Here is a 26,726-nt window from a genome sequence, read left to right on the forward strand (position 1 = left end):
CCGTGGCGACCTGAATATTTCGGGATGTTTCAGATTTATGTCCAGCCTGGCCCTCCGTACCGCTGATACGAACTCCCGCCGCGCTGCGCTGACCCTGGCTTTATGCTTGCCCAGTGATGTGCTGCTGTACCTGCTGCTGCCGATGGAATCCCAGGCGTTCGGCATCACCCTGGCCCAGGCCGGGGTGCTGCTGGCGGCTAACCGCCTGGTGCGGATTTTCGGCTACCGGCATGTGCTCAATTTCTACGCGCGCAACGGCGACCGCCTGACCTGCATGATTGCCGCCGGTGCGGCGACCCTGTGCGCCGTGGGCAACTCGCTGTTGTCGGGTTTCGCTGCGTTGTTGGGGCTGCGGCTGGTGTGGGGCCTGTGTTTTGCCGCGTTGAACCTGTCCACCCAAGTGTTGGCTACCTCGGAACCGGCCGGCGCCGCACGCCGGGCCGGGCGTTCCCGTGCGCTGATCGCCCTCGGGCCGATGCTGGCGCTGCCGTTGGGCGGCTGGTTGACGCTGTGGGCCGGGCCGCGTCCGATCTTTCTGATTCTGGCCGGGTGCTGCCTGGTGGGCGTGTGGATGGCGCGCGGCTTGCCGACGATGGGGCATGATTTGCACAGCACGCCGGGGCGGCGCTTCAAGTGGCCGGACAGCGTGGCGGTGTGGTCGTTTATCGAAGGGGTGGCGTTGGATGGCCTGTTTATCTTCGGCCTGTCGATCCAGGCGCAGAAGCTGCTGGGCGGTGATGCGGTATTGATCGCCGGTGGCCTGATGGCGCTGCGCTATGTCTCGGAAATGCTCCTGAGCCCCCTGGGCGGCCGCGCGGCCCAGCGCTTTGGCGCCACCTCGATGCTGCTGCTGTTTTCGTTCCTGAGTGCCCTGGCCCTGACCGCATTCGGCAGTTACTGGGTGATCGTCGGCGCGGCGGCGGTGCTGGTGCTGCGCGCGCTGCAACTGCCGCTGGTGACCACCTTGGTGGCCGAGCGCAACCCCGGTTCGATGCGCGTGTCGGCCCTGGCCTCGAATGCCGTGTGGCGGGATATCGGCGCCGGCCTCGGGCCCTTGCTCGCCGGCCTGCTGCTGCCGATTGCCTCGGCACCCTGGGTGTTCGGTCTGGCGGGCTTGGCGATTGCGGTGAGCGCGGTGTTCTGTTGGCGGGCAAAGCTTTCCAACTGACGCCGTGAGGTGGTGTGTGTCCGTTCAAGAGCATTTCGTAAGCGTGCGAGTCCCTCAGGTTTAAGCGCTTTTAAGCACTTGCAGCCAGGCGGGGTCGAAACGGGTTTGCTCGATATCGATCCCCAGCGCCTGCATCTTGGCTTTATGTGCCTCGACCTCGGCGACCAACTGCACCTGGGCGCTGGAGTTGGCATCCAGTTCATGCATCTGCGTGAGGCCCAGGTGATAGAAACGCAGCACTTTGATCGCCGTCGGGTCACTGGCCTGGACCTGCTCGGTGACCTTGTGCATCACATTGGTCACGCTCATCAGGCAGCGCTTGAGTTGCCAGCCATACACCGCCGGCGCCAGCCACGGCTGAGTCCAGAAGGGGCCACGCACCAGCGCCACGGTGATCAGCACCCCGGCGAAAACGCCGCCGACATTGAAACGTAAATTGTCACCGCCGGGCTCGCCGAACAGCATCACTGCCAGGCTCGACAGCAACATGGCCAGGGCCAGGAACAGCACCGCGACAATCAGCGTGCTGCGCCGGGTCTGCTGGCGGAAGGTGACAGGGTCGCAGGGTTTGAGCTCGAACATCCGGGTCGTATCTCCAGAAGGGGCCAGCATCATCTCACGCTTGGGCAAACAAGTTGAACGATGGCGCAGGGCGGTTTCTCTAAACCTGTGTAGACCCTTTGAGGTGAACCATCATGTCTGAATACAACCAGCCACCGCCCGGTACCCCGAACCCTGACCGCACACCCGGTGAGGAGGAGCGCGACAACGATGCGTTGCGTCCCAACGACCCAGCGGAGCGTCAGGACGACGACGTAGAACGCGTAGAGGAAGACCTGGAAAACCTCCACGACAAAGCCCGCCCGCTTTAAACAAGGCCCGTCCGTTTCTTATAAGGAGAGCACCGTGATTGATACTCCGAAAGGCCCGTCTTCAGACGAGCATTCCAGCGGTAAGGATGAGTTGGGTTTTGACCCGGATTCGCCGGACGTGGCGGATCCGCAGGTTGATCCTATCGGCCCGGCTATTGCACCGTTGGATAAGGACAAGAAAGACAAGGATGAAAAGAAGCCGGCCTATGATCCGTTGGGCGACTTGAAGCCATAAAACCAGCGTTGTGATGAGGGAGCTTGCTCCCTCACCACAGGTGGTGTTGCATTCTTTCCTTCTTCGTCTAGCGACATCTGATTACTTCGGCGCAACCCACGTCACTTCAGTAATCCCAAACTTCTCAGCCCACGGCCGAGTCGTTTTCTTCACCTGCTCGTGCCCCACGCGGCCCACGCGACTCACGTGCGCAATATCGGCATCGACCGCCGCCCAGTGCCAGGCCTCGGCGTTGTTCATCACTTCGGCACGCACCACAAAGGACTTCGGTTTGCCATGCAGTTGGTAGTGGATGGTGTAGATTTTTGCGGTACTCATGTTGCCTCCCTGTGTTGTTATAGATGGATACGGGAGCGTTCAAAAAGGTTCATTCAAAATGACAATCTGCATGCTGGCGCGGCATAGTGACGTCTTCATCTCGCGCCCAAGGATTGCGCCATGCCTCTGCTGACCCATAGCCGCCTCTATCTGCAACGCCTGGGCTATGACGCGCCGCCAGCGCCGACCTTGCAGACGTTGCAGGCTCTGCAACTGCGCCATGTGTGCACCTTTGCTTTCGAAAGCCTGTCGACGTTGATGCGCCTGCCGGTGCCGATCGACCTGCCCAGTGTCGAGCAAAAAGTGCTGCTGGAGGGACGGGGTGGTTATTGCTATGAGCTGAACCAGATGTTCCTGGCGCTGTTGCAGGAACTCGGCTTTGATGCACGCGGCATTACCGGCCGGGTGGTGATGGGAGGGCCGCCGGATGCGCACACGGCGCGCACCCATCGCTTGAGCCTGGTGACCCTGGACGGCGTGCGTTATATCAGCGATGTCGGCTTTGGCGGCATGGTGCCCAGCAGCCCGTTGCAGTTGGACACTGAAGCGCTGCAGGTCACGGCGCATGAACCTTATCGCCTGACCTTCGACGGGCAGGGCAGTTACACGCTGTGGGCGCAAGTGGCCGGGGAGTGGCGCGGCTTGTATGTGTTCGATCTGCAAGTACAGACGGGCATCGACTATGAAATCGGCAACTGGTACGTCTCCACGCACCCGGGCTCGCCCTTTGTGGGCCAGCTGAAAGTCGCACGCTTGGCGCCGGGTAAACGCTATACCTTGAACAACGCCAGCTACGCGGTTCATTACCTGGATCGGCCGAGCGAAAAACGCACGCTTGGCAGTGCCGATGAGCTGCTGGATGTGCTGGGCAGGACCTTTGACATTCAGGTGCCGGTCTCGGCGTCGCTTCGCCAGATCCTTGATAGCCTCGTAGTGGCTGTTTCTTGAGAGTATTGATCCAGAGCCTTCGCTGAACCGTTTTACCTTCAAATCGGTGCAAATTAATTCGAACCTTTCGCGCCAGCAAGGGTTCGAAGCGGTTCCTGAATAATTTGCTCACCAGACAAGGAGATGTAAAACGATGTCCAAGCTATTCGGAAAATTTCTCAAGGGTTCCTCGCTGCTGGCGCTGGTCGCTGCGCCTGCTGCGGTGTTCGCCGCACCGTCCACCGACCCGATTTCCACCTTCGGGATCCTGGGCAGCTACAACGACTTCAAATTCGAAGGCGGCAGCCAAAGCGACAAGAGCCACATGCCGGAAGCGGGCCTGTTCTACAACTTTGGCAACAAGCTCACCGCCGAATCCGGTTTCATCTACCAAGCCGGTATCGAAGCCAAGTACGGCGAAAAGAGCGACAACAAACTCAAGGAAGGCCAGGCCGACCTGGATCTCGGCTGGCGCGCCGCGCTGGATGCGCGCAACTTTGTCGACGTGATCGTGGGCGGTGGCTACAGCTGGACCCGCTACGAGCCGGAAATCAACAACCTTGATGTGAAGCTCACCAATAAATCACCGTTCGCCAAGGCGGCCCTGGGCTACAACCACCAGTTCGATGACATGACCCTGCGCGTCGAAGCCGGCGCCCGTCGCACTATCGATGGCCGCACCAGGCTCAAGGTGGATGATGTTGGCAGCGACACCGTGGACCTCAAGGACCGCACCAACCCATACGCCGAAGTCAGCCTGCTGATGAATCAGAAAGGCGACTTGCCGGTGATGGCAGGCCTGTACTACACCCGCACCGAATACAAGCTCGACGGTGATTCCGACGTGGCCGACAACACCAAGCTCAAGCGTGATGAGTACGGGTTCAAGGTCGGTATCGCATTCTGACGCCGTTGTAATGGAAAACGCCCCGAATGTTCGGGGCGTTTTTATTGGGGTCATTGCAGGTCAACCCAACGCCGCAAGTTGTGCCACGGTCTCGGGAAAACGCGCCACCAGGCGAATCAGGGTGGCGGCCTGGGCATTAGGTTTGGCCCGGCCTTGCTCCCAGTTTTCCAGCGTACGCGTGTTGGTGCGCAGGTACATGGCGAAGACGGCACGGGAGAGGTTGAGCTGTTGACGCACGGCGACCACTTCCTCTGCGGTGAGCGGCTCCAGGTTGTTGAGATGAACCTTGTGGGTCCGCAGGGTGACTTTGCCTTGGCGTTCGTTTGCGAGGGCGTCGAAGCCTTCGACCAGTTCGGAAAAGATTTCACGTTTCATGATGTGTTCTCGCTTTGATTTCCCTGTCCAGCATGTGTTTTAGGGCTTTTTTGTGCTGTGGCGTCAGGTCGTCCTGTTCATGTTTGCCGTACAGGGTGAATAACCAGAATTGCGTGCCGCCCGACCACCAGTAGTCAATGACCCGCAGGCCACCGCGCTTGCCTTTGTTGCGTCGTTCGTCGACAAAGCGAACCTTGCGTAAACCGCCTGTTCTCTCGATCACGTCTCCCGCTTCCGGGTTCTTCATCAACGCCTGTTGGAAACCGTGGAAAAGCTCGTCACTCAGATAGTCCTTGCGATGCCGCTCGAAGGCCGGCAGTTCGATAAATAGAGCATCCATGTTCTGTACGTAGCCTGCGTATAGTTTGGTGGCCCACCCGCCTTGGGTCAAGTGACCCTGCTGTGGGAACTTTCCTAAAACGCAAACACCATACGGCGGCCCTCATCGGGTAGATGCCAGATAAGGAGGCAGGTGGAGGAGGAAATTTCCCTGAGTAGAGGAGGGTAAAAGCACCGGCCCCAGAAACGCAAAACGGCGCCCGAAGGCGCCGTTTTGTTTACTGCATCCCGCTAAGCGATCAAACGCCCAGCACCGCGTGCTGCACCAGGGTGAGCAACGGTTGTGGGTAAACACCCAGGAAGAACGCGAGCAGGGCGATGGCCAGCAGCATCACGCCGCCTGCCTTCTGTTCCCAATGTAGCTCGGCATCCACACGACGCAGGTTTGGCTCGATCAGGTACAGGGTGACCATCACGCGCAGGTAGTAGAACACGCCGATGGCGCTGCCCAGGACCAGCGAGGCAACCAGCCACCACTCGTGCGCTTCAACGCCGGTTGCGACGATGTAGAACTTGCCGATAAAGCCGGCAGTCAGCGGGATACCGGCCAGGGACAGCATCATCACGGTCAGTACGGCGGTCAGGTACGGACGGCGCCAGAACAGGCCGCGGTATTCGTACAGGGCGTCGGCGTCACGGCCTTTGAACGGCGAGGACATCAGCGTGATCACGCCGAACGCGCCGAGGCTGGTGATCACGTAGGTGACCAGATACACGCCCATGGCTTCCACGGCCAGGCCTTTGCTCGCCACCAGGGCGATCAGCAGGTAGCCGAAGTGAGCGATGGACGAGTAACCCAGCAGACGCTTGAGATTGTTCTGCGTCAGGGCCAGCAGGTTGCCGAACAGGATCGACGCGATGGCGATCACGGTCAGTACGGTGCTCAGCACACCGGTGTTGGCGGCAGGGGAGATCTGGAACAGACGCACCATCACCGCAAACACAGCCACTTTCGACGCGGTAGCCAGGAACGCAGCCACCGGCGCCGGGGCGCCTTCGTACACGTCCGGGGTCCACAAGTGGAAGGGCACCAGCGACAGCTTGAACGCCAGGCCGATCAGCATCATGGCCAGGCCCAACTGGGCAATCGGCGCAGGCATGCTGGTGGCCGCCAGGGCGTGACCGATACCGGTGAAGCTCAGGTTGCCGGCTTCGGCGTAGAGCAGGGCCATACCGAACAACAGGAACGCGGAACCGGCCGCCGACAGCACCATGTACTTGATGCCGGCTTCCAGGGAGCGCTTGTTGAAGAAGGCATAGGCCACCAGGCCGTAGGTTGGGATCGACAGCAGTTCCAGGCCGATGAACAAGCCCGCCAGGTGCTGCGCGCTGACCAGCACGATGCCACCGGCCGCAGCCAGCAGGATCAGCAGGTACAGCTCTTCGCGGTTGCCTGGGTAGCCAGTGCCGCCTTCGCCGAGGTAGGCGTGGGCGAGGGTGACGCAAGCCAGGGTCGCGACCAGGATCAGCGCGATGTACAGCAACGCGAAGTCATCGACCATCATCAATGGCGTGACCGCCAGTGGTGCGACCTTGAGGGCCGGGATGATCGAGAGCAGGGCCAGGTTCAAACCGGCACAGGACAGCAGGAACGTTTGCGAGTGATTGCGGCGCCAGGCGATCGCCAGCATCACCACCACGATGGTGAGGCTGGTGATCAGCAGCGGCGCAAGCGCGATAAAGTGTTGGATCGTGAATTCCATAGCGCTCTTACCGGGCCGAAGCGAGTTGAGAGAAGGCGGTGCCGAACCACTGCTGCACGCCATGCATCGTTGCGGCAGAAGTGTCCAGGAACGGTTGCGGGTACACGCCGATGTAGATCAGCAGTACCGCCAGGCCGAGCACCATGATCAGTTCGCGCGCATCCATCCCTTGCAGGACGGTGTCGGACTTGGCCGGGCCGAAGTAGGCGCGGTGGATCATGATCAGCGAGTAGACCGAACCAAACACCAGGCCGGAGGTAGCAATCGCACTGATCCACGGCGTCTGCACGAAGGCACCCATCAGGATCAGGAACTCGCCGATGAAGTTACCGGTACCCGGCAAGCCCAGGGATGCAGCAGCGAAGAACAGGCTGATCGCCGGCAGGTACGCGATGCGCGACCACACGCCACCCATTTCACGCATGTCACGAGTATGCAGGCGCTCGTACAGCTGACCGCTCAGGATAAACAGTGCAGCGGCCGAAACACCGTGGGCCAACATCTGGATCACCGCGCCTTGCAGCGCCAGTTGGCTGCCGGAGTAGATGCCGATCAGTACGAAACCCATGTGGGAAACGGACGAGAAGGCGATCAGACGCTTGATGTCGGTTTGTGCGAAGGCCAGGAACGCGCCGTAGAAAATCCCGATCAGACCCAGGGTCATGGCGATCGGCGCGAACTCGGCCGAAGCATTCGGGAACAGCGGCAAGGCGAAACGCAGCAGGCCGTAGGCAGCGGTTTTCAGCAGGATACCGGCCAGGTCCACGGAACCGGCGGTCGGCGCCTGGGCGTGAGCGTCAGGCAACCAGGAGTGGAACGGCACCACCGGCAGCTTCACCGCGAAGGCGATGAAGAAGCCCAGCATCAGGATGTACTCGGTGGTCAGGGACATCTTGGTCTTCAACAGGTCGGCGTAGTTGAAGGTAATCACGCCCGTGCTGTTGAAGTTGACCAGTACCAGGCCCAGGATCGCCACCAACATGATCAGGCCGGAAGCCTGGGTGAAGATGAAGAACTTGGTCGCCGCGTAGATCCGGGTTTTCTTGCCGTCCGAAGAACTGTGACCCCAGAGCGCGATGAGGAAGTACATCGGCACCAGCATCATTTCCCAGAAGAAGAAGAACATGAACAGGTCGAGGGCGAGGAACACGCCGACCACGCCGCCCAGGATCCACATCAGGTTCAGGTGGAAGAAGCCCACGTGACGCTGGATCTCTTTCCAGGAGCAGAGTACCGAGAGGATACCCAGCAGGCCAGTCAGCAGGATCATCAACAGCGACAGGCCGTCGAGGGCCAGGTGCACATTGATGCCGAAGCGCTGGATCCACACGTGCTTGAATTCAAGCGCGAAGGTCGGATCGACATCCGGTGCCGGAGCAAATGAATAGTCGCCATGGGCCCACAGCCAGAGGCCGAGTGCGAGTTCCAGGGACATGGTCAGCAACGCAATCCAGCGGGGGAGGGTGGCGCCGAAGCGTTCACCCATCCAGCAGAGCAGGCCGCCGATAAAGGGGATCAGGATTAGCCAGGGCAGAATCATGACGGGCTCGTTTCCTTTCGCAAGTTCGCAAAGTTCATAGTCATACCGCCACCACCACGATGGCGCCGATCACCAGCACGGCACCGGCCGCCATGGAAGCTGCATACCAACGCAATTGGCCGGTTTCGCTGCGGCTCAGGGCGGTGTGACCGGCCTTGGCGGCACGCGGGATCAAACCGATGGTCTGGTCGAGCGGGTCTTTACGCAGCATGTGGCTGATGGCGAGGTAGGGCTTGACGAACAGTTTGTCGTAGATCCAATCGAAGCCCCAGGCGGCGAACCACCAGGCTGACAGGAAGCGGCCAATGCCACTGTTGGCAACGGCTGTCACGAAGCGACGCTTGCCGAGGAACAGCAGGGCCGCGAGCAGGATACCGGCGATGGCGATGGCGCCCGAGGCGATTTCCAGGCTGTGCTTGGCGGCGCCACCGGCATGGCCGGCGCTTTCCGGCAGTACACCGGCCAATGGCGGGGTGATCAGCGCGCCGATGAAGGTCGACAGGATGATCAGCACCGACAATGGCAGCCAATGCGAGATGCCGTGGCCTGCGTGTGCTTCGGTCTTGGCTTCACCGTGGAAGGTGATGAAGATCAGGCGGAAGGTGTACAGCGAGGTCATGAATGCACCCACCAGGCCTGCGTACAGCAGGTTCTGGTTACCGCTGGCAAAGGCTTCCCAGAGGATTTCGTCCTTGGAGTAGAAACCGGCGGTCACCAGCGGCAGGGCTGCGAGTGCGGCGCCACCGACGATGAAGCTGGCGTAGGCCAGTGGCAGCTTCTTCCACAGGCCGCCCATCTTGAAGATGTTCTGCTCGTGGTGGCAGGCAACGATCACCGCACCGGAGGCCAGGAACAGCAAGGCCTTGAAGAAGGCGTGGGTCATCAGGTGGAAGATCGCCGCGTCCCAGGCGCCAACGCCCAGGGCCAGGAACATGTAGCCGATCTGGCTCATGGTCGAGTAGGCGAGGATCCGCTTGATATCGGTCTGCACCAGCGCGGCGAAACCGGCGAGTACCAGGGTCACGCCACCGACGATGCCTACAAGATGCAGGATATCCGGCGCCAGGGTGAACAGGCCGTGAGTACGGGCGATCAGGTAGACACCGGCGGTGACCATGGTTGCCGCGTGGATCAGTGCGGAAACCGGGGTAGGGCCCGCCATCGCGTCCGCCAGCCAGGTTTGCAGGGGCAGTTGCGCGGATTTACCCACGGCGCCGCCCAGCAGCATCAGGGTGGCCAGGGTGATCCAGAAGTCGCCGACCTGGAATTTCTGCGGTGCCAGCACCAGCAGTTCCTGGATGTTCAGCGTGCCCACCTGTTGGAACAGGATGAACAGGCCGATGGCCATGAACACGTCGCCGATCCGGGTGACGATAAAGGCTTTAAGTGCCGCGTTACCGTTGTTGCGGTTGCTGTAGTAGAAACCGATCAACAGGTACGAGCACAGGCCCACGCCTTCCCAACCGAAGTACAGGAACAACAGGTTATCGCCGAGCACCAGGAACAGCATGCTGGCGATAAACAGGTTGGTGTACGAGAAGAAGCGCGAGTAACCCGCTTCACCGCGCATGTACCAGGACGCGAACAGGTGGATCAGGAAGCCCACGCCGACAACCACGCCGAGCATGGTGATCGACAGGCCGTCGACGTAGAGGGCGAAGTTAGGCTTGAAGCCTTCCACCGACATCCACTGCCACAGTACCAGGGTGTAGTGACCGCCTTCCGGCGGCGCCACGTTGAATTGCCAGATGACATAGGCGGCAACGATGGCCGACAAGCCAATGGAACCCACGCCCACCAGGGCCGAGAGGTTTTCCGACCAGCGTCCACGGGAGAACGACAGCAGCAGGAAACCGATCAGGGGGAATACGAAAGTCAGAAAGATCATGTTCATCCGCGCATCTCACTGGCAGCGTCGATATCAAGCGTGTGGAAGCGACGATACAGTTGCAGCAGGATCGCCAGGCCAATACTGGCCTCGGCGGCTGCCAGGCTGATCACCAGGATGAACATGACTTGTCCATCCGGCTGGCCCCAACGTGCACCCGCAACGATGAACGCCAGTGCGGCGGCGTTCATCATGATTTCCAGGCTCATCAACACGAACAGAATGTTACGGCGGACCATCAGGCCGACCAGGCCAAGGCAGAACAGGATGCCGGCGACCGCCAGACCATGCTCCAAAGGGATAGCAGGCATCGTCATTGCTCCTTGGCTTCGTTGCGGCCCAAGTGGAAGGCAGTGATGGCTGCGGCGAGCAGCAGCATCGACGCCAGTTCGACCACCAGCAGGTACGGGCCGAACAGGCTGATGCCCACGGCTTTCGCGTCTACGGTGGTGTGGCCGATGGCCTGGCCGCTCTGGTGAGCGAACAGTACATACAGCAGTTCACCCAGCAGCAGGGCTGCGAGGACAACCGGGCCGAGCCAGATGCCGGGCTTGAGCCAGACGCGCTCCTGGGCGACCGAAGCCGGCCCCAGGTTGAGCATCATCACCACAAACACGAACAGCACCATGATGGCGCCGGCGTAGGCGATCACTTCCAGCACACCGGCGAACGGTGCGCCGAGGCTGAAGAAGGTCATGGCCACGGCGATCAGTGAAATGATCAGGTAGAGCAGGGCGTGCACAGGGTTGGTGTTGGTGATCACGCGAAGCGTGGACACAACCGCGATACCCGATGCGAAATAGAAAGCGAATTCCATCTTTCTTCCTTAAGGCAGCAAGCTCTTCACGTTGATCGGCTCGGCTTCGTTTTGTGCGGCGCCTTTCGGCTTACCGGCAACGGCCATACCTGCAACACGATAGAAGTTGTAATCAGGGTTTTTACCGGGACCAGAGATCAGCAGATCTTCTTTCTCGTACACCAGGTCCTGACGTTTGAACTCGGCCATCTCGAAATCCGGTGTGAGCTGGATCGCGGTGGTCGGGCAAGCTTCCTCGCAGAGGCCGCAGAAAATGCAGCGCGAGAAGTTGATGCGGAAGAAGTCCGGGTACCAGCGACCGTCTTCGGTTTCAGCTTTCTGCAGGGAGATGCAACCCACCGGGCACGCCACGGCGCACAGGTTGCAGGCTACGCAACGCTCTTCGCCATCGGGGTCGCGGGTCAGCACGATGCGGCCGCGATAGCGCGGCGGCAGGTACACCGCTTCTTCCGGGTATTGCAGGGTGTCGCGTTTGCGGAAGCCGTGACCGAACACCATCACCAGGCTTCGCAACTGGGTACCGGTACCCTTAACGATGTCGCCAATATATTTGAACATGGGTCAAATCCTCACTGAACCGCGGCCGCTGGCGTGTTCAACAACACAACGGCAGCAGTCACCAGCAAATTGATCAGGGTCAGTGGCAGGCAGAAGCGCCAGCTGAAATCCATCACCTGGTCGTACCGTGGACGCGGAATGGAAGCGCGCAGCAGGATAAACAACATGATGAAGAACGCGGTCTTCAGGAAGAACCAGAAGAACGCCAACTGCGGCAGGATGCCGAATGGACCGTGCCAGCCGCCGAAGAACAGTGTGACCAGCAGGGCCGAGATCAAGATGATGCCGATGTATTCACCGACGAAGAACATGCCCCATTTCATACCGGCATATTCAATGTGGTAACCGTCGGCCAGTTCCTGTTCCGCTTCCGGCTGGTCGAACGGGTGACGGTGAGTCACGGCGACGCCAGCGATGAAGAAGGTACAGAAGCCGAAGAACTGCGGAATGATGAACCACAGGTTCTGCGCTTGGTACTCAACGATGTCGCGCATGTTGAACGAGCCGACCTGCACCACGATGCCCATCAGCGCGAGGCCCATGAACACTTCGTAGGACACGGTCTGGGCCGAGGCCCGCAAGCTGCCCAGCAGGGCGAACTTGTTGTTACTCGACCAACCGGCGAACAGCACCGCGTAGACCGACAGACCGGCCATGGCGAAGAAGAACAGCAAGCCGATGTTCAGGTCCGCCACGCCCCAGGTCGGGGTGATCGGGATAACGGCGAAGGCGATCAGCAAGGCGCTCATGGCCACGACCGGTGCCAGGGTGAAGATCACCTTGTCGGCAAACGGTGGGGTCCAGTCTTCCTTGAAGAACATTTTCAGCATGTCGGCAGCGATCTGGAACATGCCGAATGGGCCAACGCGGTTCGGACCGTAACGGTCCTGCCACCAGCCCAGCAGGCGACGTTCGACGAAGCTGAGCAGGGCGCCCGCGACGACCACGGCCAACAGGATCACGACGGCCTTGACGACCGAGATGATCACGTCGATCACTTCAGGGGTGAACCAGGTCATTGCGCTGCCTCCTGCAGACCGTCAACGGTTTTGCCAAAGATCGCCGGTGGAATGCCGGCGAGGCCTTTAGGCAGTGCAACCAGGCCGGCACCCAATGCTTCATTGATGCGCAGCGGCAGACGCAAGGTCTGGCCGGCCACGTTCAGGCTGAGCAGGGCACCGTCGTTGACGCCCAGGCGGTCGGCTTCGGACTTGGCCAGGGACACGTAGGCTTCTGGAATGCGCTCTTGTACCGGCGCGGCTTTCGAAGAGTTCTCTTCGCTGCCGAACAGGTGGAAGAACGGCACAACCTGCCAGGTGCCCTGGGCCGGGTTGAACGGACGCGGTACGGCAGCGAACCAGTTCAGCGAGTCGCCCTGGGTCTCGATCAGGCGGGTGCCTGGGTCGCCAGCGCGGATATGACCCCCGACTTCGTCCTGGAACTTGTTCCAGGCCTGTGGCGAGTTCCAGCCCGGCGACCAGGCAAACGGCACCTGCTGACGGGGCTCGACCGAACCCGAGTAACCCTCCATGGAGAAGGCGAACGCGGTGTCGTTGTCTTGCGGGGTACGCGGTTCATGCACGCTGATGTCAGCGCGCATGGCGGTACGACCGGAGTAACGCAGCGGCTCACGGGCGAGTTTCATGCCCTTGATGCGGAACGCGGCGGACGGTGCGGCGTCGACGATCCGTGCCAGCTGCGGCGCGCTTGCGGCGGCGGCGGCGGTGACGTGGTCGAGCTGAGTCCAGTCGATTGGCTGGTTCAGCAGGGTGGCGCGCAGGGCATGCAGCCAGCGCCAGCCTTCATGGACCAGGATGCTGGCGTCCATGTACTTCGGATCGAACACCTGGAAGAAGCGCTGGGCGCGGCCTTCCTGGCTGACCAGGGTACCGTCGCCTTCGGCGAAGGTGGCGGCCGGCAGCACTAGGTCGGCGCGCTCGCTGGTGGCGGTTTTCTGGTGGTCGGCGACGATCAGGACTTTGGCGGCGTTCAGCGCAGCGTCAACCTTGGCGGCATCGGTGCGGGTGTACAGGTCGTTTTCCAGCACCACGATGGCGTCGGCGTCGCCGTCGGTCACCGCTTGCAGCGCGGCGTCCAGCGACTCGCCACCGAGCATGGCCAGGCCGAGGCTGTTGGCTTCCGGCACGACCAGGCTGATGGAACCGTTCTTGTCGCGCAGCTTCAAGGCCTTGGCGATGTTGGCGGCGGCTTCGATCAGCGCCTTGGAACCCAAGGAGGTGCCGGCAATGATCAATGGGCGCTTGGCGGCCAACAGGGCGTCGGCGATGCGCTGGGCCAGTTCACCGGCTTCAGCGTCCAGGCCTTCGACGGCCGGTGCGCTGGCGTCCAGGGCGTGGGCCACGGCAAAACCGATGCGCGCCAGGTCATCTGGAGCCGCATGGACGCATTCTTCGGCGATATCGTCGAGCTTGGTTTCAGCGAGGCTTGCGATAAACAGCGGGTTCAGCGCGTGCTGGCCGATGTTTTTCACCGCGGCGTCAAGCCAAGGCTGGACGCGCATGGCGTCGGCCATGTCTTCGGCCTTGCCTTTCACCGACTGGCGCAGCGACAGCGCGATACGCGCGGCGGTCTGGGTCAGGTCTTCACCGAGCACGAAGATCGCATCGTGATCTTCGATGTCGCGCATGTTCGGAACGGGCAGCGGGCTGTCGTTCAGCACTTGCAGGACCAGGCGGATGCGCTCCAGCTCACCGGCTTCGATACCGGAGTAGAAGTGCTCGGCGCCCACCAGCTCACGCAACGCGTAGTTGCTTTCGAGGCTGGCACGCGGCGAACCGATACCGACTATGTTACGGCCGCGCAGCAGGTCGGCGGCTTTATCCAGCGCCGCGTCGAGGCTCAGCTTGGCGCCATCGGCCAGCAGCGGCTGGCGTGGGCGGTCTTCGCGGTTGACGTAGCCATAGCCGAAACGGCCCCGGTCGCACAGGAAGTACTGGTTGACCGAGCCGTTGAAGCGGTTTTCGATGCGACGCAGTTCGCCGTAGCGCTCGCCTGGGGAGATGTTGCAACCGCTGGAGCAGCCATGGCAGATGCTCGGCGAGAATTGCATGTCCCACTTACGGTTGTAGCGCTCGGAGTGAGTCTTGTCGGTGAACACACCGGTCGGGCAGACCTCGGTGAGGTTGCCGGAGAACTCGCTTTCAAGTACGCCGTCTTCAACGCGACCGAAGTACACGTTGTCGTGGGCGCCGAATACGCCGAGGTCGGTGCCGCCGGCGTAGTCCTTATAGAAGCGCACGCAGCGATAGCAGGCGATGCAGCGGTTCATTTCGTGGGAAATGAACGGGCCCAGTTGCTGGTTCTGGTGGGTACGCTTGGTGAAGCGATAGCGGCGCTCGTTGTGGCCGGTCATCACCGTCATGTCTTGCAGGTGGCAGTGACCGCCTTCCTCACAGACCGGGCAGTCGTGGGGGTGGTTGGTCATCAGCCATTCGACGACACTGGCGCGGAACGCCTTGGATTCTTCATCGTCGATGGAGATCCAGGTGTTGTCGGTGGCTGGGGTCATGCAGGACATGACGATACGACCACGCGTGTCGTTCTCGTCGGTGTACTGCTTGACCGCGCACTGGCGACAGGCACCGACGCTACCAAGCGCGGGGTGCCAGCAGAAATACGGGATGTCGAGGCCGAGTGAGAGACATGCCTGTAACAGGTTGTCCGCCCCATCGACTTCGAGCGCTTTGCCGTCTACGTGGATAGTGGCCATGGTTCAAAGTTCTTCGTTGGCCCGTTGTCAGCGGGCGTGGCTAATGGAATCTTGTTATTCATGGGCATCAACACAGCCTTTACGGCGTCAGCCCATGAGCAGGTGAAGGGCACGGACCCTTCGCCTGTTTTAAGCGTTACGCGCCGACTACGATCGGCCTCGCCAGAGGCGGGACGGCGGCGCTGGTAGGCGCGATGCCGGCTTCGAACTCCGAGCGGAAGTATTTGATTGCGCTGCCCAATGGCTCCACGGCGCCCGGTGCGTGAGCACAGAAGGTCTTGCCTGGGCCGAGGAAACCGACCAGGCCCAGCAGGGTCTCGATGTCACCCTCGCGGCCTTCGCCGTTTTCCAGGGCCATCAGCAGCTTGACGCTCCATGGCAGACCGTCGCGGCAGGGGGTGCAGAAGCCGCAGGATTCGCGGGCGAAGAACTGCTCCATGTTGCGCAGCAACGAGACCATGTTCACGGTGTTGTCGACTGCCATCGCCAGGCCGGTACCCATCCGGGTGCCCACCTTGCCAATGCCGCCGGCATACATTTGTGCGTCGAGGTGCTCGGGCAGCAGGAAACCGGTACCGGCGCCGCCTGGTTGCCAGGCCTTCAAGGTGTAGCCGTCGCGCATGCCGCCGGCGTAGTCCTCGAACAGCTCGCGGGCGGTCACGCCGAAAGGCAGCTCCCACAGGCCAGGGTTCTTGACCTTGCCGGAGAAGCCCATGAGCTTGGTGCCCATGTCTTCGCTGCCTTCGCGGGCCAACGATTTGTACCAGTCCACGCCGTCGGCGATGATCGCCGGCACGTTGCACAAGGTTTCAACGTTGTTCACGCAGGTCGGCTTGCCCCACACGCCCACGGCGGCGGGGAAGGGCGGCTTGGAGCGCGGGTTGGCGCGGCGGCCTTCGAGGGAGTTGATCAGTGCGGTTTCTTCACCGCAGATATAACGCCCGGCGCCGGTGTGCACGAACAGTTCGAAGTCAAAGCCCGAACCGAGGATGTTCTTGCCCAAGAGGCCGGCGGCCTTGGCTTCTTCCACGGCACGGTTGAGGTGCTTGGCGGCGGTGGTGTATTCGCCACGCAGGAAGATGTAGCCCCGGTAGGTTTTCAGCGCGCGGGCGCTGATCAGCATGCCTTCGATCAGCAGATGGGGCAGTTGCTCCATCAGCATGCGGTCTTTCCAGGTATTGGGCTCCATTTCATCCGCGTTGCACAGCAGGTAGCGGATGTTGATGGATTCGTCCTTGGGCATCAGGCCCCACTTCACGCCCGTGGGGAAGCCTGCACCGCCGCGGCCTTTGAGGCCGGCGTCTTTCACGGTCTGGACGATGTCGTCCTGGGCCATGTCGGCGAAGGCTTTGCGCGCAGCGGCGTAGCCGTTCTTGGCCTGGTACTCGTCGAGCCACACGGGCTCGGCATCGTCACGCAGGCGCCAGGTCAGCGGGTGGGTCTCAGGCGAACGCTTGATCAGGTTGGCCGGGCCGAAAGAAGTCAGGGTCATGGGTAGCCCTCGAGCAATTGGGTCACGCCAGCGGGCTGCACGTCACCGAATGTGTCGTCGTCGATCATCAACGCCGGCGCCTTGTCGCAGTTGCCCAGGCAGCACACCGGCAGCAGCGTGAAGCGGCCGTCCGGAGTGGTCTGACCGAGGCCGATGCCCAGCTTGTTCTGGATCTCGCTGACCACGGACTCGTGGCCACCGATGTAGCAGACCATGCTGTCGCACACGCGAATGATGTGACGACCCACCGGCTGGCGGAAGATCTGGCTGTAGAACGTGGCCACGCCTTCAACGTCGCTCGCGGGGATGCCGAGGATCTCGCCGATGGCGTAGAGGGCGCCGTCGGGCACCCAGCCACGTTCCTTCTGGACGATCTTCAGCGCCTCGATCGACGCCGCGCGCGGGTCTTCGTAGTGATGCAGCTCGTGCTCGATGGCCGAGCGCTCGGTTTCACTCAGGGTGAAACGGTCTGTCTGGATAAGCGTGCTGTTCATGCTTAGCGGTCCACGTCGGCCATAACGAAATCGATACTACCCAGGTACGCAATCAAGTCCGCGACCATCTCGCCTTTGATCACCGAAGGGATCTGCTGCAAGTGCGGGAAGCTTGGCGTACGAATCCGGGTGCGGTAGCTCATGGTGCCGCCATCGCTCGTCAGGTAATAACTGTTGATACCCTTGGTCGCTTCGATCATCTGGAAGGACTCGTTGGCCGGCATCACCGGGCCCCACGAAACCTGCAGGAAGTGCGTGATCAGGGTTTCGATGTGCTGCAGGGTGCGCTCTTTCGGCGGCGGCGTGGTCAGCGGGTGATCCGCCTTGTACGGGCCGGCCGGCATGTTGCGCATGCACTGCTCGATGATCTTCAGGCTCTGGCGCATTTCTTCGACGCGCACGATGCAACGGTCGTAGGCATCGCCATTGGCCGCCAGCGGCACTTCGAACTCGAAGTTCTCGTAGCCCGAGTACGGGCGCGCCTTACGCAGGTCGAAATCGCAGCCAGTCGAGCGCAGGCCGGCACCGGTGACGCCCCATTCCAGGGCCTCTTTGGTGTTGTAGGCGGCGACGCCGATGGTGCGGCCCTTGAGGATGCTGTTGTCCAACGCAGCCTTTTGGTACTCGTCCAGACGCTTGGGCATCCAGTCGATGAATTCCTTGACCAGGCGCTCCCAGCCATTCGGCAGGTCGTGGGCCACGCCGCCAATGCGGTACCAGGCCGGGTGCAGGCGGAAACCGGTGATGGCTTCGATGACCTTGTAGGCGCGCTGACGGTCGGTGAAGGTGAAGAACACCGGGGTCATGGCGCCGACGTCCTGGATATAGGTACCCAGGAACAGCAGGTGGCTGGTGATCCGGAAGAACTCGGCCATCATGATGCGGATGGTGTCGACGCGGTCCGGTACCTTGATGCCAGCCAGCTTCTCGACCGAGAGCACGTACGGCAGGTTGTTCATCACGCCGCCGAGGTAGTCGATACGGTCGGTGTACGGGATGAAGCTGTGCCACGACTGACGTTCCGCCATCTTCTCGGCACCACGGTGGTGGTAGCCGATGTCCGGTACGCAGTCGACGATTTCTTCGCCGTCCAGTTGCAGGATGATACGGAAGGCACCGTGAGCCGAAGGGTGGTTCGGGCCCAGGTTGAGGAACATGTAGTCCTCGTTGGTGCCGGAGCGCTTCATGCCCCAGTCTTCCGGACGGAAGCGCGCAGCTTCTTCTTCAAGCTGCTGCTTGGCGAGGTTGAGGCTGAAGGGGTCGAATTCGGTGGCGCGCGCAGGGAAATCCTTGCGCAGCGGGTGACCTTCCCAGGTCGGCGGCATCATGATGCGCGTCAGGTGCGGGTGGCCCGGGAAGTCGATCCCGAACATGTCCCAGACTTCGCGTTCATACCAGCTGGCGTTCGGCCAGATACCGGTGACGGTCGGCACGCTCAGATCGCTCTCGGACAGGGCGACCTTGATCATCACGTCGCTGTTACGCTCGATCGACAGCAGGTGGTAGAACACGGTGAAATCGGCGCCGCTCGGCAGCCCCTGGCGCTTGGTGCGCAGACGCTCGTCCACGCCATGCAGGTCATAGAGCATGACGTACGGCTTGGGCAGGTTGCGCAGGAAGGTCAGGACTTCGACAAGCTTGGCACGCGCCACCCACAGCACCGGCATACCGGTGCGTGTGGCCTGGGCGGTGAAGGCGTCAGGGCCAAAACGGTTATTGAGTTCGACGACCACATCCTGGTCGTCTGCCTTATAAGGCGGGATGTACAGAGCACTGCCTGTAGTCATGGTTTTTTATCGCTTTCGGTCAACGTAAAGAATGAAGCCAGGTTTTCGTTCTATAAAAGAAGCGGTGCTGGATCAGACTTCGTCGGGGCTGCGCAGGTTGGTGACTGCGATTCGCTGTTCGCGGCGTTGTTCCTTTTGCGAAGGCATCTCGGCGCGGTACACGCCTTGATCGCCGACGACCCAGGAAAGCGGGCGACGCTCCTTGCCAATCGATTCCTGCAATAGCATCAAGCCTTGCAGGAAAGCTTCAGGGCGGGGCGGGCAGCCAGGCACGTAGACGTCCACGGGCAGGAACTTGTCCACCCCTTGAACGACGGAGTAGATGTCGTACATGCCACCGGAGTTGGCGCACGAACCCATGGAGATAACCCACTTTGGCTCGAGCATTTGCTCGTAGAGACGCTGAATGATCGGCGCCATCTTGATAAAGCAGGTACCGGCGATAACCATGAAATCCGCCTGGCGCGGCGATGCCCGGATAACTTCGGCGCCAAAGCGCGCGATGTCGTGGGGCGCCGTGAAGGCGGTGGTCATTTCCACGTAGCAGCAGGACAGACCGAAGTTGTACGGCCACAGGGAGTTTTTACGCCCCCAGTTGACCGCGCCACTCAGCACGTCTTCCAGCTTGCCCATGTAGATGTTTTTGTGGACTTGGTCTTCTAACGGATCGGAGACGGTTTCCCGTTCGCCGATAGGGTACTGATCGTTAGGAGCATCCGGGTCGATCCTGGTGAGATTGTATTGCATCGCCAAAGCCTCATTGTTTCAGCTTCGCTTGCCGCTTACGACGAGCTTCCGGAGCCCAATCAAGGGCGCCCACTCGGAATAGGTAGACAAGGCCTGCCAACAGAATTGCTATGAAAACGAGAGCTTCGACGAATCCGGTCCAGCCGCTTTCGCGGACGGACACAGACCAGGCAAAGAGAAAAAGGGCTTCGATATCGAAGATCACGAAGAGCATCGCGACCAGATAGAATTTGGCTGAGAGCCGCAAGCGGGCGCCACCTGTAGGCAGCATGCCGGACTCGAACGGTTCATTTTTGCTGCGGCCCCAGGCTTTTGACCCGAGGAGGCTGGAGACACCAAGCATGAAGGCGCAAAGGCCGACAACACCGAGAAGGAAAATGGCAAAGCCCCAGTTGTGGGCCATGAGTCCTGTCGCTTCGGTCATGCTGGAAATCCTTAACAGAGAGCAAAGGTCTCTGAGCTCGAAAAAGTAACGATGCAGTGACGATATGTCGCACTGCAATCAATCGCGGTGATTTTATGGCTAAACACCGGGCAAGTAAAATTCCTATAGCGAAATTATTCGATGGAATAAGCACATAGTGCACCTTCTTGGGGCTGTAGCCCTTATGGGGCGGGCATTAGCGGGCATTTAATCAAATGTGTTTTGTTTAACCGGTAACGAAGTTTCCATGCTCCAAATGATAATGAATATTGTTTGCGTGGGGTTTAAGCGATTGTTTCTCATGCAGCGAGGGAAGTTGCCGTTACTTGCTTGATTACCGCTTAGTTGCTGACGCGGATCTTTTAACCGATTTATCCGACGCAAATACCGCTCTGGATCAATATTTTGCCCAAAATCTTCAGGCCGCATGCGTTCCCACAGTTGGATTCTCATTGGCCCGGAGCAGATCGCTCAGGCAAAAAAAACGCCCCGAACCAGTCGGGGCGTGATTGTTGTGCGGCACTGCGGTTAGGTCTTCCTTGCGGCCGCAGTGGCCGTGTACGCGGTGCTTAGTGGAACTGCTCTTCTTCGGTCGAACCGGTCAGCGCGGTCACGGACGAGGTGCCGCCCTGGATCACGGTGGTCATGTCGTCGAAGTAGCCGGTGCCCACTTCCTGCTGGTGCGCCACGAAGGTGTAACCCTTGGCGGCGTCAGCGAACTCTTGCTCCTGCAGCTTCACGTAGGCGGTCATGTCGTTGCGGGCGTAGTCGTGCGCCAGGTTGAACATGCTGTGCCACATGTTGTGAATGCCGGCCAGGGTGATGAACTGGTGCTTGTAGCCCATGGCTGACAGTTCGCGCTGGAACTTGGCGATGGTTGCGTCGTCCAGGTTCTTCTTCCAGTTGAAGGAAGGCGAGCAGTTGTAGGACAGCAGTTGGTCCGGGTATTCCTTTTTGATCGCTTCGGCGAAGCGACGGGCTTCGTCCAGGTCCGGTTTGGCGGTTTCGCACCAGATCAGGTCGGCGTACGGCGCATAGGCCAGGCCGCGGGCGATGGCCTGGTCGAGACCGGCGCGCACTTTATAGAAGCCTTCCTGGGTGCGTTCGCCCGTTACGAACGGCTGGTCGTACGGGTCGCAGTCCGAGGTCAGCAGGTCAGCGGCGTTAGCATCGGTACGGGCCAGGATGATGGTCGGTGTGCCGGCAACGTCAGCGGCCAGGCGGGCAGCGGTCAGCTTCTGTACAGCTTCCTGGGTCGGAACCAATACCTTGCCGCCCATGTGGCCGCATTTCTTCACCGACGCCAGTTGGTCTTCGAAGTGCACGCCGGCAGCGCCGGCCTCGATCATGCTCTTCATCAGTTCGTAGGCGTTCAGTACGCCGCCGAAACCGGCTTCAGCGTCCGCCACGATCGGCGCGAAGTAGTCGATGTAGCCTTCATCGCCCGGGCCTTTACCGGCTTTCCACTGGATCTGGTCGGCGCGGCGGAACGAGTTGTTGATGCGCTTGACCACGGTCGGCACCGAGTCCACCGGGTACAGCGATTGGTCGGGGTACATGGATTCAGCGGAGTTGTTGTCCGCTGCCACTTGCCAGCCGGACAGGTAGATCGCCTGGATACCGGCTTTTACCTGTTGGACTGCCTGGCCGCCAGTGAGGGCGCCCATGCAGTTGACGAAATCTTTCTCGGGGCGGAAGGACGGCTTGGCACCCTGGGTGACCAGCTTCCACAGTTTTTCGGCGCCGAGTTTTGCAAAGGTGTGCTCAGGTTGAACCGAGCCACGCAGGCGGACGACGTCAGCAGCGGAATAAGCGCGGGTCACGCCTTTCCAGCGTGGGTTTTCAGCCCAGTCTTTCTCGAGGGCTGCAATTTGCTGTTCGCGTGTCAGTGCCATGGGAAAAAACCTCGTCGCGTCTTGTTTGAAGTATCCGTTTGCCAGCCACGCATTCATTGCGTGGGCAGGGCTGCTCGCTGACCAGAAGCTTAGGTGGTCAAGTCAGGTTCGGCGGGGAATGCGACGGGATGAACGATGGCTCAAGGGAGAGTTGAGCAGGTAAGGGCGAACTGCGAACGGTCTTCGGGCGTCGTGGGCCTTTGTACGATCCATCAGTGTGTAGCCGGGTTACCTGGTTAGCTTCCGTCCCTCGGGACAACTTCGTTCCAGTCGCAACCTCGTCAAACACACCTTGTGGGCGGTACAGACACGAATCGGCTCAGGTGGGTAACTTGGAGCGACGATCCGAAGGCCCTTGCCAGGGCCCCTGATTAGCGGGAGCGAGGCCATCATGCCCATGCTTTTTTGGATCGTCAAATGTTTTGTAGTGCTTTTTTTAAAGCACTACATCTTTAGTCTAAGACGACTCATCAGTCAGTTTTTGGTGCTTCAGTTCAAGGTGTCGACTTTAACCCGTACCGTCAGGTCATCGCGACCCTGAGTAGAGTAGCTGCGGGTTGTAGAGGATTTGTCGGCCTGGGTCTCGCGATTGATGCCAGCCAGGGAGATCCACTCGCCCAGCCGCCCACTGACGGTTGTGTCGGTGCTTTGCACGTTCACTACATCGGGGCGTTCCTGGCTCATGCGGTCACGGTTGGTGCTGATCGCCAGATGAACGGTCTCGCCGGTGACGCTGGCGGTCACGTAGAAACCCTGGGTCACGTTGCGATACTGAGTCTGGTTTTGCAGTCGGCCGTAGCTGTCCTGCTGGGTGGTGGTCAGCGGCACGCTCTGGCCGACCTGGATCAGTGCGGGTACGCCTTCGCTGGCCTGGATCTGCTGGATGCCGCCATCGCGGCTGGTGGTGCCGTAGCTGATGATGCGGGTTTGGCTATCGCCGCTGTTCTGCTGGTTGTTTTCGTTGGTGTCGACGGTGATCAGCAGGCGTTTGGCGGGTGTGTCGAGTTGAGAAAGCAGGGCACGCAGGTCCTGGATCTTGGCGGGGGCGGCATTCACGATCAACTGGTTGCCGTAAGCGCTGACGGTACCGTCCTTACCGATGAAGTTCTGTGCCACGGGGAGCAGATCGGCGCTGGTGCGGTTGCTCAGGTTGACGACTTCGGTGTCGGCCACGGCCGAGACGCTGGCGGTCAGGAGGAGGGCGGTGAGCAGGGTGCGTAGGGACATGTCCGTTATCTCTGCGAGTCAAAGGCTGGATAGTGCCAGTTTGTCGGCCTGGCAGGTCGCAAATTGAATCGTAGACGGCAAAATGCCCTGGCATGGCAGGGCATTAAGGGTGTTGCTGAAATAGCTATCGGGGGCAAGCGACGCGGTCTCGGATCAGGCCCCGCGCACCATATCGACGTGCGGAATCCCGACTTCCAGGAATTCCTCGCTGACGATCTTGAAGCCCAGCCGCTCATAAAACGGCGCCGCATACACCTGCGCACTCAGGAACTGCTTGGCCTGGCCGCGCTGCTCGGCTACACCAATCACTGCAGCCATCAGCTTGTCGCCGACCTTCAGCCCGCGCCAGTCCTTGAGTACCGACACGCGGCCGATCTCGCCGCTGGGCAGCAGGCGCGCGGTGCCAATCGGAAAATCGCCTTCAAATGCGAGGAAATGCACCGCGCCGGCGTCGTCCGCGTCCCACTCCAGCTCCGGTGGGACCGATTGTTCAGCGATAAAGACCGCTTCACGAATGCGCCGAATCTCGGCGATATCCTTTTGCCAATCCGCGACACTGACGTGAATCTTATTCATCGGCAAATCCCAGGCTTCCTTGCTTGACCAGTTCGCACAGCAGATCGCGGCCGTCTTCATCCGCCAGCCATTCGCCGAGGTTCTCGCTGTGCAGCGCATCGGCCGAGCACACCAGCTTCAGCAGCTCACGCAGCTTGCCGGGCAGGTAACGGCTCTGGCCGCTGGCGAACAGCAGCACGTCGTCGTCGACTTCGGACCAGGCCAGGCGCGCGCTTGGGTTGCGCACCAGGATCGCGCCATCTTGCAGGCTGCTGATGAAGTCTTCTTCACCCAGTTCTTCACCGGCCACCAGTTCCGGGTAGCGCGGTTCGGTCATGAACTGGCCGAACCATGTCAGCAGCATGCGCTCGTCGCTCATGTGCTCGGCCAGCAGGCTCTTGAGGCGGTCCAGCGCGTCGCTCTGGATCTGGTGGGGGTCGCTGACCGGCTGGGCGTCGGCGTCGGTGTAGCGCTCTTCGTCAGTCAGGTACTGGCTGAGGAAGTCGGTGAAGTGGGTCAGCACTTCGGCGGCGCTCGGTGCGCGGAAACCCACGGAGTAGGTCATGCAGTCGTCTTCGGCAATGCCGAAGTGCGCCAGGCGCGGTGGCAGGTAGAGCATGTCGCCCGGTTCCAGCACCCATTCGGCGCTTTCTTCGAATTCGGCGAGGATGCGCAAGTCGGCGTGCTGCAGCAGCGGGCTCTCGGAGCTGCACATTTGGCCGATCTTCCAGTTGCGCTTGCCCTGGGCTTGCAGCAGGAACACGTCGTAGTTGTCGAAGTGCGGGCCGACGCTGCCGCCGGGTGCGGCGAAGCTGATCATCACGTCGTCAATGCGCCAGCTGGGCAGGAAGCGGAACTGCTCCAGCAGCTCGGCCACTTCCGGCACGAACTGGTCGACCGCCTGCACCAGCAGGGTCCACTCGCGCTCAGGCAGGGTGCTGAAGGCATCTTCGGCGAACGGGCCGCGACGCAATTCCCACGGACGCTCGCCGTGTTCAATCACCAGGCGCGACTCGACTTCTTCTTCCAGCGCCAGGCCGGCGAGTTCGTCGGCGTCGATCGGGCTTTCGAAATCAGGGATGGCTTGACGGATCAGCAGCGGCTTTTTCTGCCAGTAGTCGCGCAGGAATTCCCGTGCCGTGATGCCGCCCAGAAGTTGAAGAGGGATATCAGGATTCATGTGTAACCTATTGAAAAAAAGCACTTTTCAGACTGGAATAAAAACGCCCGGCGCGGCCGGGCGTCTCAAAGGGGCTTGCGTGGATCAGATGCGCTTGGCTTGCTCTACAGCGTTGCCGATGTAGTTGGCCGGGGTGAGCAGTTTCAGCTCAGCCTTGGCCGCGGCTGGCATGTCCAGGCCGTCGATGAAAGTTTGCAGTGCTTCAGGGCTGATGCCCTTGCCACGGGTCAACTCTTTCAGCTTCTCGTACGGGTTTTCGATGTTGTAGCGGCGCATCACGGTCTGGATCGGCTCGGCCAATACTTCCCAGCACGCGTCCAGGTCAGCGGCGATCTTCTGCTCATTGAGCTCAAGCTTGCTGATGCCTTTGAGGCTGGCTTCGTACGCGATCACGCTATGGGCAAAGCCCACGCCGAGGTTGCGCAGTACGGTGGAGTCAGTCAGGTCGCGCTGCCAGCGGGAGATCGGCAACTTGCTGGCCAGGTGCTGGAAGAGGGCGTTGGCGATGCCGAGGTTGCCTTCGGAGTTTTCGAAGTCGATCGGGTTGACCTTGTGCGGCATGGTCGACGAGCCGATTTCACCGGCAATGGTGCGCTGCTTGAAGTAGCCCAGGGAGATGTAGCCCCAGATATCGCGATCGAAGTCGATCAGGATGGTATTGAAGCGCGCAATGGCGTCGAACAGCTCGGCGATGTAGTCGTGCGGTTCGATCTGCGTGGTGTACGGGTTGAAGCCCAGGCCCAGCTCGTCTTCGATGAAGGCGCGGGCGTTGGCTTCCCAGTCGATCTCCGGGTAGGCCGACAGGTGGGCGTTGTAGTTGCCTACGGCGCCGTTGATCTTGCCCAGCAGCGGTACGGCGGCGACTTGAGCGATCTGGCGTTCCAGGCGGTACACCACGTTGGCCAGTTCTTTGCCCAAGGTGGTCGGCGAGGCCGGCTGGCCGTGGGTGCGCGAGAGCATCGGCACCGCAGCGAAGCGAATCGCCAGTTCGCGGATGGCTTCGGCGGTCTGGCGCATCAGTGGCAGCATGACGTCATCACGGCCTTCACGCAGCATCAGGGCGTGGGACAGGTTGTTGATGTCCTCACTGGTGCAGGCAAAGTGGATGAACTCGCTGACCTGGGCCAGTTCCGGCAGCTTGGCCGCTTGCTCTTTGAGCAGGTACTCGATGGCTTTGACGTCGTGGTTGGTGGTGCGCTCGATCTCTTTCACACGCTCGGCGTGCTCCAGGGAGAAGTTTTCCGCCAGGGTGTTGAGCACAGCGTTGGCTTGCGCGGAAAACGCCGGCACTTCGCTGATGGCGGGGTGAGCGGCCAGGCGTTGGAGCCAGCGCACTTCAACCAGCACGCGAGCACGGATCAGGCCGTATTCGCTGAAAATAGGGCGCAGGGCCTGGGTTTTGCCGGCGTAGCGGCCGTCAACAGGGGAAACCGCAGTGAGCGAAGAGAGCTGCATGGGGTGTTCTCGGACAGTCGGGCAACGAAATGGGGCGCGTATCATACATGAAAAAATCCGCCGGTCCGTTGCCAACTGACCGGCGTATTACGC

General features: G+C 60.9%; 27 protein-coding genes. 5 read left to right on the forward strand and 22 right to left on the reverse strand.

Translation table 11 applies throughout. The features are described 5' to 3' along the window. The first annotated feature begins 37 nt into the window (after window positions 1-37). Window positions 38-1,168: an MFS transporter gene (locus AC3ZU9_RS04530; protein WP_490090362.1), complete on the forward strand. Its 1,131-nt coding sequence runs from the start codon at window positions 38-40 to the stop codon at window positions 1,166-1,168. Between the two features lie 60 nt (window positions 1,169-1,228). On the opposite strand, the gene AC3ZU9_RS04535 is transcribed toward AC3ZU9_RS04530, so the two are convergent. Beyond that, a complete protein-coding gene (locus AC3ZU9_RS04535; RefSeq protein ID WP_093541527.1) occupies window positions 1,229-1,750 on the reverse strand; it encodes a DUF3087 family protein in 522 nt (173 codons plus the stop codon). Between the two features lie 113 nt (window positions 1,751-1,863). On the opposite strand from AC3ZU9_RS04535, the gene AC3ZU9_RS04540 reads away from it, so the two are divergent. Both AC3ZU9_RS04540 and AC3ZU9_RS04545 read left to right on the forward strand, forming a co-directional pair. Beyond that, window positions 1,864-2,040 carry a hypothetical protein gene (locus AC3ZU9_RS04540; RefSeq protein WP_163825853.1) on the forward strand — a complete coding sequence of 59 codons (177 nt, stop codon included), beginning with the start codon at window positions 1,864-1,866 and terminating at the stop codon, window positions 2,038-2,040. Between the two features lie 34 nt (window positions 2,041-2,074). Continuing rightward, the gene (locus tag AC3ZU9_RS04545; RefSeq protein WP_046035532.1) at window positions 2,075-2,275 is read left to right on the forward strand and encodes a DUF6021 family protein; all 201 of its coding nucleotides are present in this window, start codon (window positions 2,075-2,077) and stop codon (window positions 2,273-2,275) included. Window positions 2,276-2,356: 81 nt separating this feature from the next. On the opposite strand, the gene AC3ZU9_RS04550 is transcribed toward AC3ZU9_RS04545, so the two are convergent. Next, on the reverse strand, window positions 2,357-2,593 hold the full coding sequence (locus tag AC3ZU9_RS04550; protein WP_012724960.1) for a DUF6555 family protein: 237 nt from the start codon (window positions 2,591-2,593) through the stop codon (window positions 2,357-2,359). 120 nt (window positions 2,594-2,713) lie between these two features. Here AC3ZU9_RS04550 and AC3ZU9_RS04555 point away from each other — a divergent pair, with 120 nt between their 5' ends. Together AC3ZU9_RS04555 and AC3ZU9_RS04560 are read left to right on the forward strand one after the other, a co-directional pair. Then, window positions 2,714-3,541: an arylamine N-acetyltransferase family protein gene (locus AC3ZU9_RS04555; RefSeq protein ID WP_490090363.1), complete on the forward strand. Its 828-nt coding sequence runs from the start codon at window positions 2,714-2,716 to the stop codon at window positions 3,539-3,541. Between the two features lie 133 nt (window positions 3,542-3,674). Then, on the forward strand, window positions 3,675-4,427 hold the full coding sequence (locus AC3ZU9_RS04560) for an outer membrane beta-barrel protein (protein WP_046035530.1): 753 nt from the start codon (window positions 3,675-3,677) through the stop codon (window positions 4,425-4,427). Window positions 4,428-4,487: 60 nt separating this feature from the next. On the opposite strand, the gene AC3ZU9_RS04565 is transcribed toward AC3ZU9_RS04560, so the two are convergent. The 20 genes from AC3ZU9_RS04565 to purB all read right to left on the reverse strand — a co-directional run bounded on the left by AC3ZU9_RS04565 (window position 4,488) and on the right by purB (window position 26,633). Beyond that, window positions 4,488-4,802 carry a helix-turn-helix domain-containing protein gene (locus AC3ZU9_RS04565; protein WP_010209571.1) on the reverse strand — a complete coding sequence of 105 codons (315 nt, stop codon included), beginning with the start codon at window positions 4,800-4,802 and terminating at the stop codon, window positions 4,488-4,490. Then, entirely contained in the window at window positions 4,792-5,142 is a 351-nt protein-coding gene (locus tag AC3ZU9_RS04570) for a toxin (protein ID WP_490090364.1), read from the reverse strand. The genes AC3ZU9_RS04565 and AC3ZU9_RS04570 overlap by 11 nt, the downstream gene beginning before the upstream one ends. Before the next feature lie 238 nt (window positions 5,143-5,380). Beyond that, window positions 5,381-6,844, reverse strand: coding sequence for an NADH-quinone oxidoreductase subunit NuoN (gene nuoN / locus AC3ZU9_RS04575; protein WP_012724956.1), 1,464 nt, complete (start codon window positions 6,842-6,844; stop codon window positions 5,381-5,383). 7 nt (window positions 6,845-6,851) lie between these two features. Next, window positions 6,852-8,384 (reverse strand): NADH-quinone oxidoreductase subunit M, encoded by a 1,533-nt coding sequence (gene nuoM, locus AC3ZU9_RS04580; protein ID WP_490090365.1) that lies wholly within the window; start codon window positions 8,382-8,384, stop codon window positions 6,852-6,854. Between the two features lie 40 nt (window positions 8,385-8,424). After that, entirely contained in the window at window positions 8,425-10,278 is a 1,854-nt protein-coding gene (gene nuoL / locus AC3ZU9_RS04585) for an NADH-quinone oxidoreductase subunit L (protein ID WP_012724955.1), read from the reverse strand. Continuing rightward, on the reverse strand, window positions 10,275-10,583 hold the full coding sequence (gene nuoK, locus AC3ZU9_RS04590; RefSeq protein WP_003174727.1) for an NADH-quinone oxidoreductase subunit NuoK: 309 nt from the start codon (window positions 10,581-10,583) through the stop codon (window positions 10,275-10,277). Before nuoK ends, nuoL begins: the two co-directional genes overlap by 4 nt. A 2-nt stretch (window positions 10,584-10,585) precedes the next feature. Further along, window positions 10,586-11,089, reverse strand: coding sequence for an NADH-quinone oxidoreductase subunit J (gene nuoJ / locus AC3ZU9_RS04595; RefSeq protein WP_003174726.1), 504 nt, complete (start codon window positions 11,087-11,089; stop codon window positions 10,586-10,588). A gap of 9 nt (window positions 11,090-11,098) precedes the next feature. Continuing rightward, window positions 11,099-11,647 carry an NADH-quinone oxidoreductase subunit NuoI gene (gene nuoI, locus AC3ZU9_RS04600; RefSeq protein WP_003174725.1) on the reverse strand — a complete coding sequence of 183 codons (549 nt, stop codon included), beginning with the start codon at window positions 11,645-11,647 and terminating at the stop codon, window positions 11,099-11,101. 11 nt (window positions 11,648-11,658) lie between these two features. Beyond that, entirely contained in the window at window positions 11,659-12,666 is a 1,008-nt protein-coding gene (nuoH, locus tag AC3ZU9_RS04605) for an NADH-quinone oxidoreductase subunit NuoH (protein WP_122811581.1), read from the reverse strand. Further along, window positions 12,663-15,377, reverse strand: coding sequence for an NADH-quinone oxidoreductase subunit NuoG (gene nuoG, locus AC3ZU9_RS04610; RefSeq protein WP_490090366.1), 2,715 nt, complete (start codon window positions 15,375-15,377; stop codon window positions 12,663-12,665). The genes nuoH and nuoG overlap by 4 nt, the downstream gene beginning before the upstream one ends. Window positions 15,378-15,513: 136 nt before the next feature. Beyond that, entirely contained in the window at window positions 15,514-16,869 is a 1,356-nt protein-coding gene (gene nuoF / locus AC3ZU9_RS04615) for an NADH-quinone oxidoreductase subunit NuoF (RefSeq protein ID WP_003174722.1), read from the reverse strand. Further along, complete coding sequence (gene nuoE / locus AC3ZU9_RS04620) at window positions 16,866-17,363, reverse strand: NADH-quinone oxidoreductase subunit NuoE (RefSeq protein WP_003174721.1); 498 nt, start codon at window positions 17,361-17,363, stop codon at window positions 16,866-16,868. Before nuoE ends, nuoF begins: the two co-directional genes overlap by 4 nt. 2 nt (window positions 17,364-17,365) lie before the next feature. After that, window positions 17,366-19,150, reverse strand: a complete 1,785-nt coding sequence (gene nuoC / locus AC3ZU9_RS04625; RefSeq protein WP_012724952.1) for an NADH-quinone oxidoreductase subunit C/D — start codon at window positions 19,148-19,150, stop codon at window positions 17,366-17,368. A gap of 72 nt (window positions 19,151-19,222) precedes the next feature. Beyond that, window positions 19,223-19,897 (reverse strand): NuoB/complex I 20 kDa subunit family protein, encoded by a 675-nt coding sequence (locus AC3ZU9_RS04630; RefSeq protein WP_012724951.1) that lies wholly within the window; start codon window positions 19,895-19,897, stop codon window positions 19,223-19,225. 10 nt (window positions 19,898-19,907) lie between these two features. Continuing rightward, window positions 19,908-20,321 (reverse strand): NADH-quinone oxidoreductase subunit A, encoded by a 414-nt coding sequence (locus AC3ZU9_RS04635; RefSeq protein ID WP_003219575.1) that lies wholly within the window; start codon window positions 20,319-20,321, stop codon window positions 19,908-19,910. Window positions 20,322-20,890: 569 nt separating this feature from the next. Beyond that, on the reverse strand, window positions 20,891-22,216 hold the full coding sequence (gene aceA, locus AC3ZU9_RS04640) for an isocitrate lyase (RefSeq protein ID WP_003219577.1): 1,326 nt from the start codon (window positions 22,214-22,216) through the stop codon (window positions 20,891-20,893). Between the two features lie 489 nt (window positions 22,217-22,705). Further along, window positions 22,706-23,443, reverse strand: coding sequence for a secretin N-terminal domain-containing protein (locus tag AC3ZU9_RS04645; RefSeq protein WP_012724950.1), 738 nt, complete (start codon window positions 23,441-23,443; stop codon window positions 22,706-22,708). Window positions 23,444-23,596: 153 nt separating this feature from the next. Continuing rightward, on the reverse strand, window positions 23,597-24,019 hold the full coding sequence (locus AC3ZU9_RS04650) for a GNAT family N-acetyltransferase (protein ID WP_064055391.1): 423 nt from the start codon (window positions 24,017-24,019) through the stop codon (window positions 23,597-23,599). Then, window positions 24,012-25,178, reverse strand: a complete 1,167-nt coding sequence (locus AC3ZU9_RS04655; protein WP_012724948.1) for a ribosomal protein uL16 3-hydroxylase — start codon at window positions 25,176-25,178, stop codon at window positions 24,012-24,014. The genes AC3ZU9_RS04650 and AC3ZU9_RS04655 overlap by 8 nt, the downstream gene beginning before the upstream one ends. Before the next feature lie 84 nt (window positions 25,179-25,262). Continuing rightward, window positions 25,263-26,633 carry an adenylosuccinate lyase gene (purB, locus tag AC3ZU9_RS04660; RefSeq protein ID WP_012724947.1) on the reverse strand — a complete coding sequence of 457 codons (1,371 nt, stop codon included), beginning with the start codon at window positions 26,631-26,633 and terminating at the stop codon, window positions 25,263-25,265. Between the last annotated feature and the right edge of the window lie 93 nt (window positions 26,634-26,726).

The organism is Pseudomonas sp. A39, from assembly GCF_058145955.1.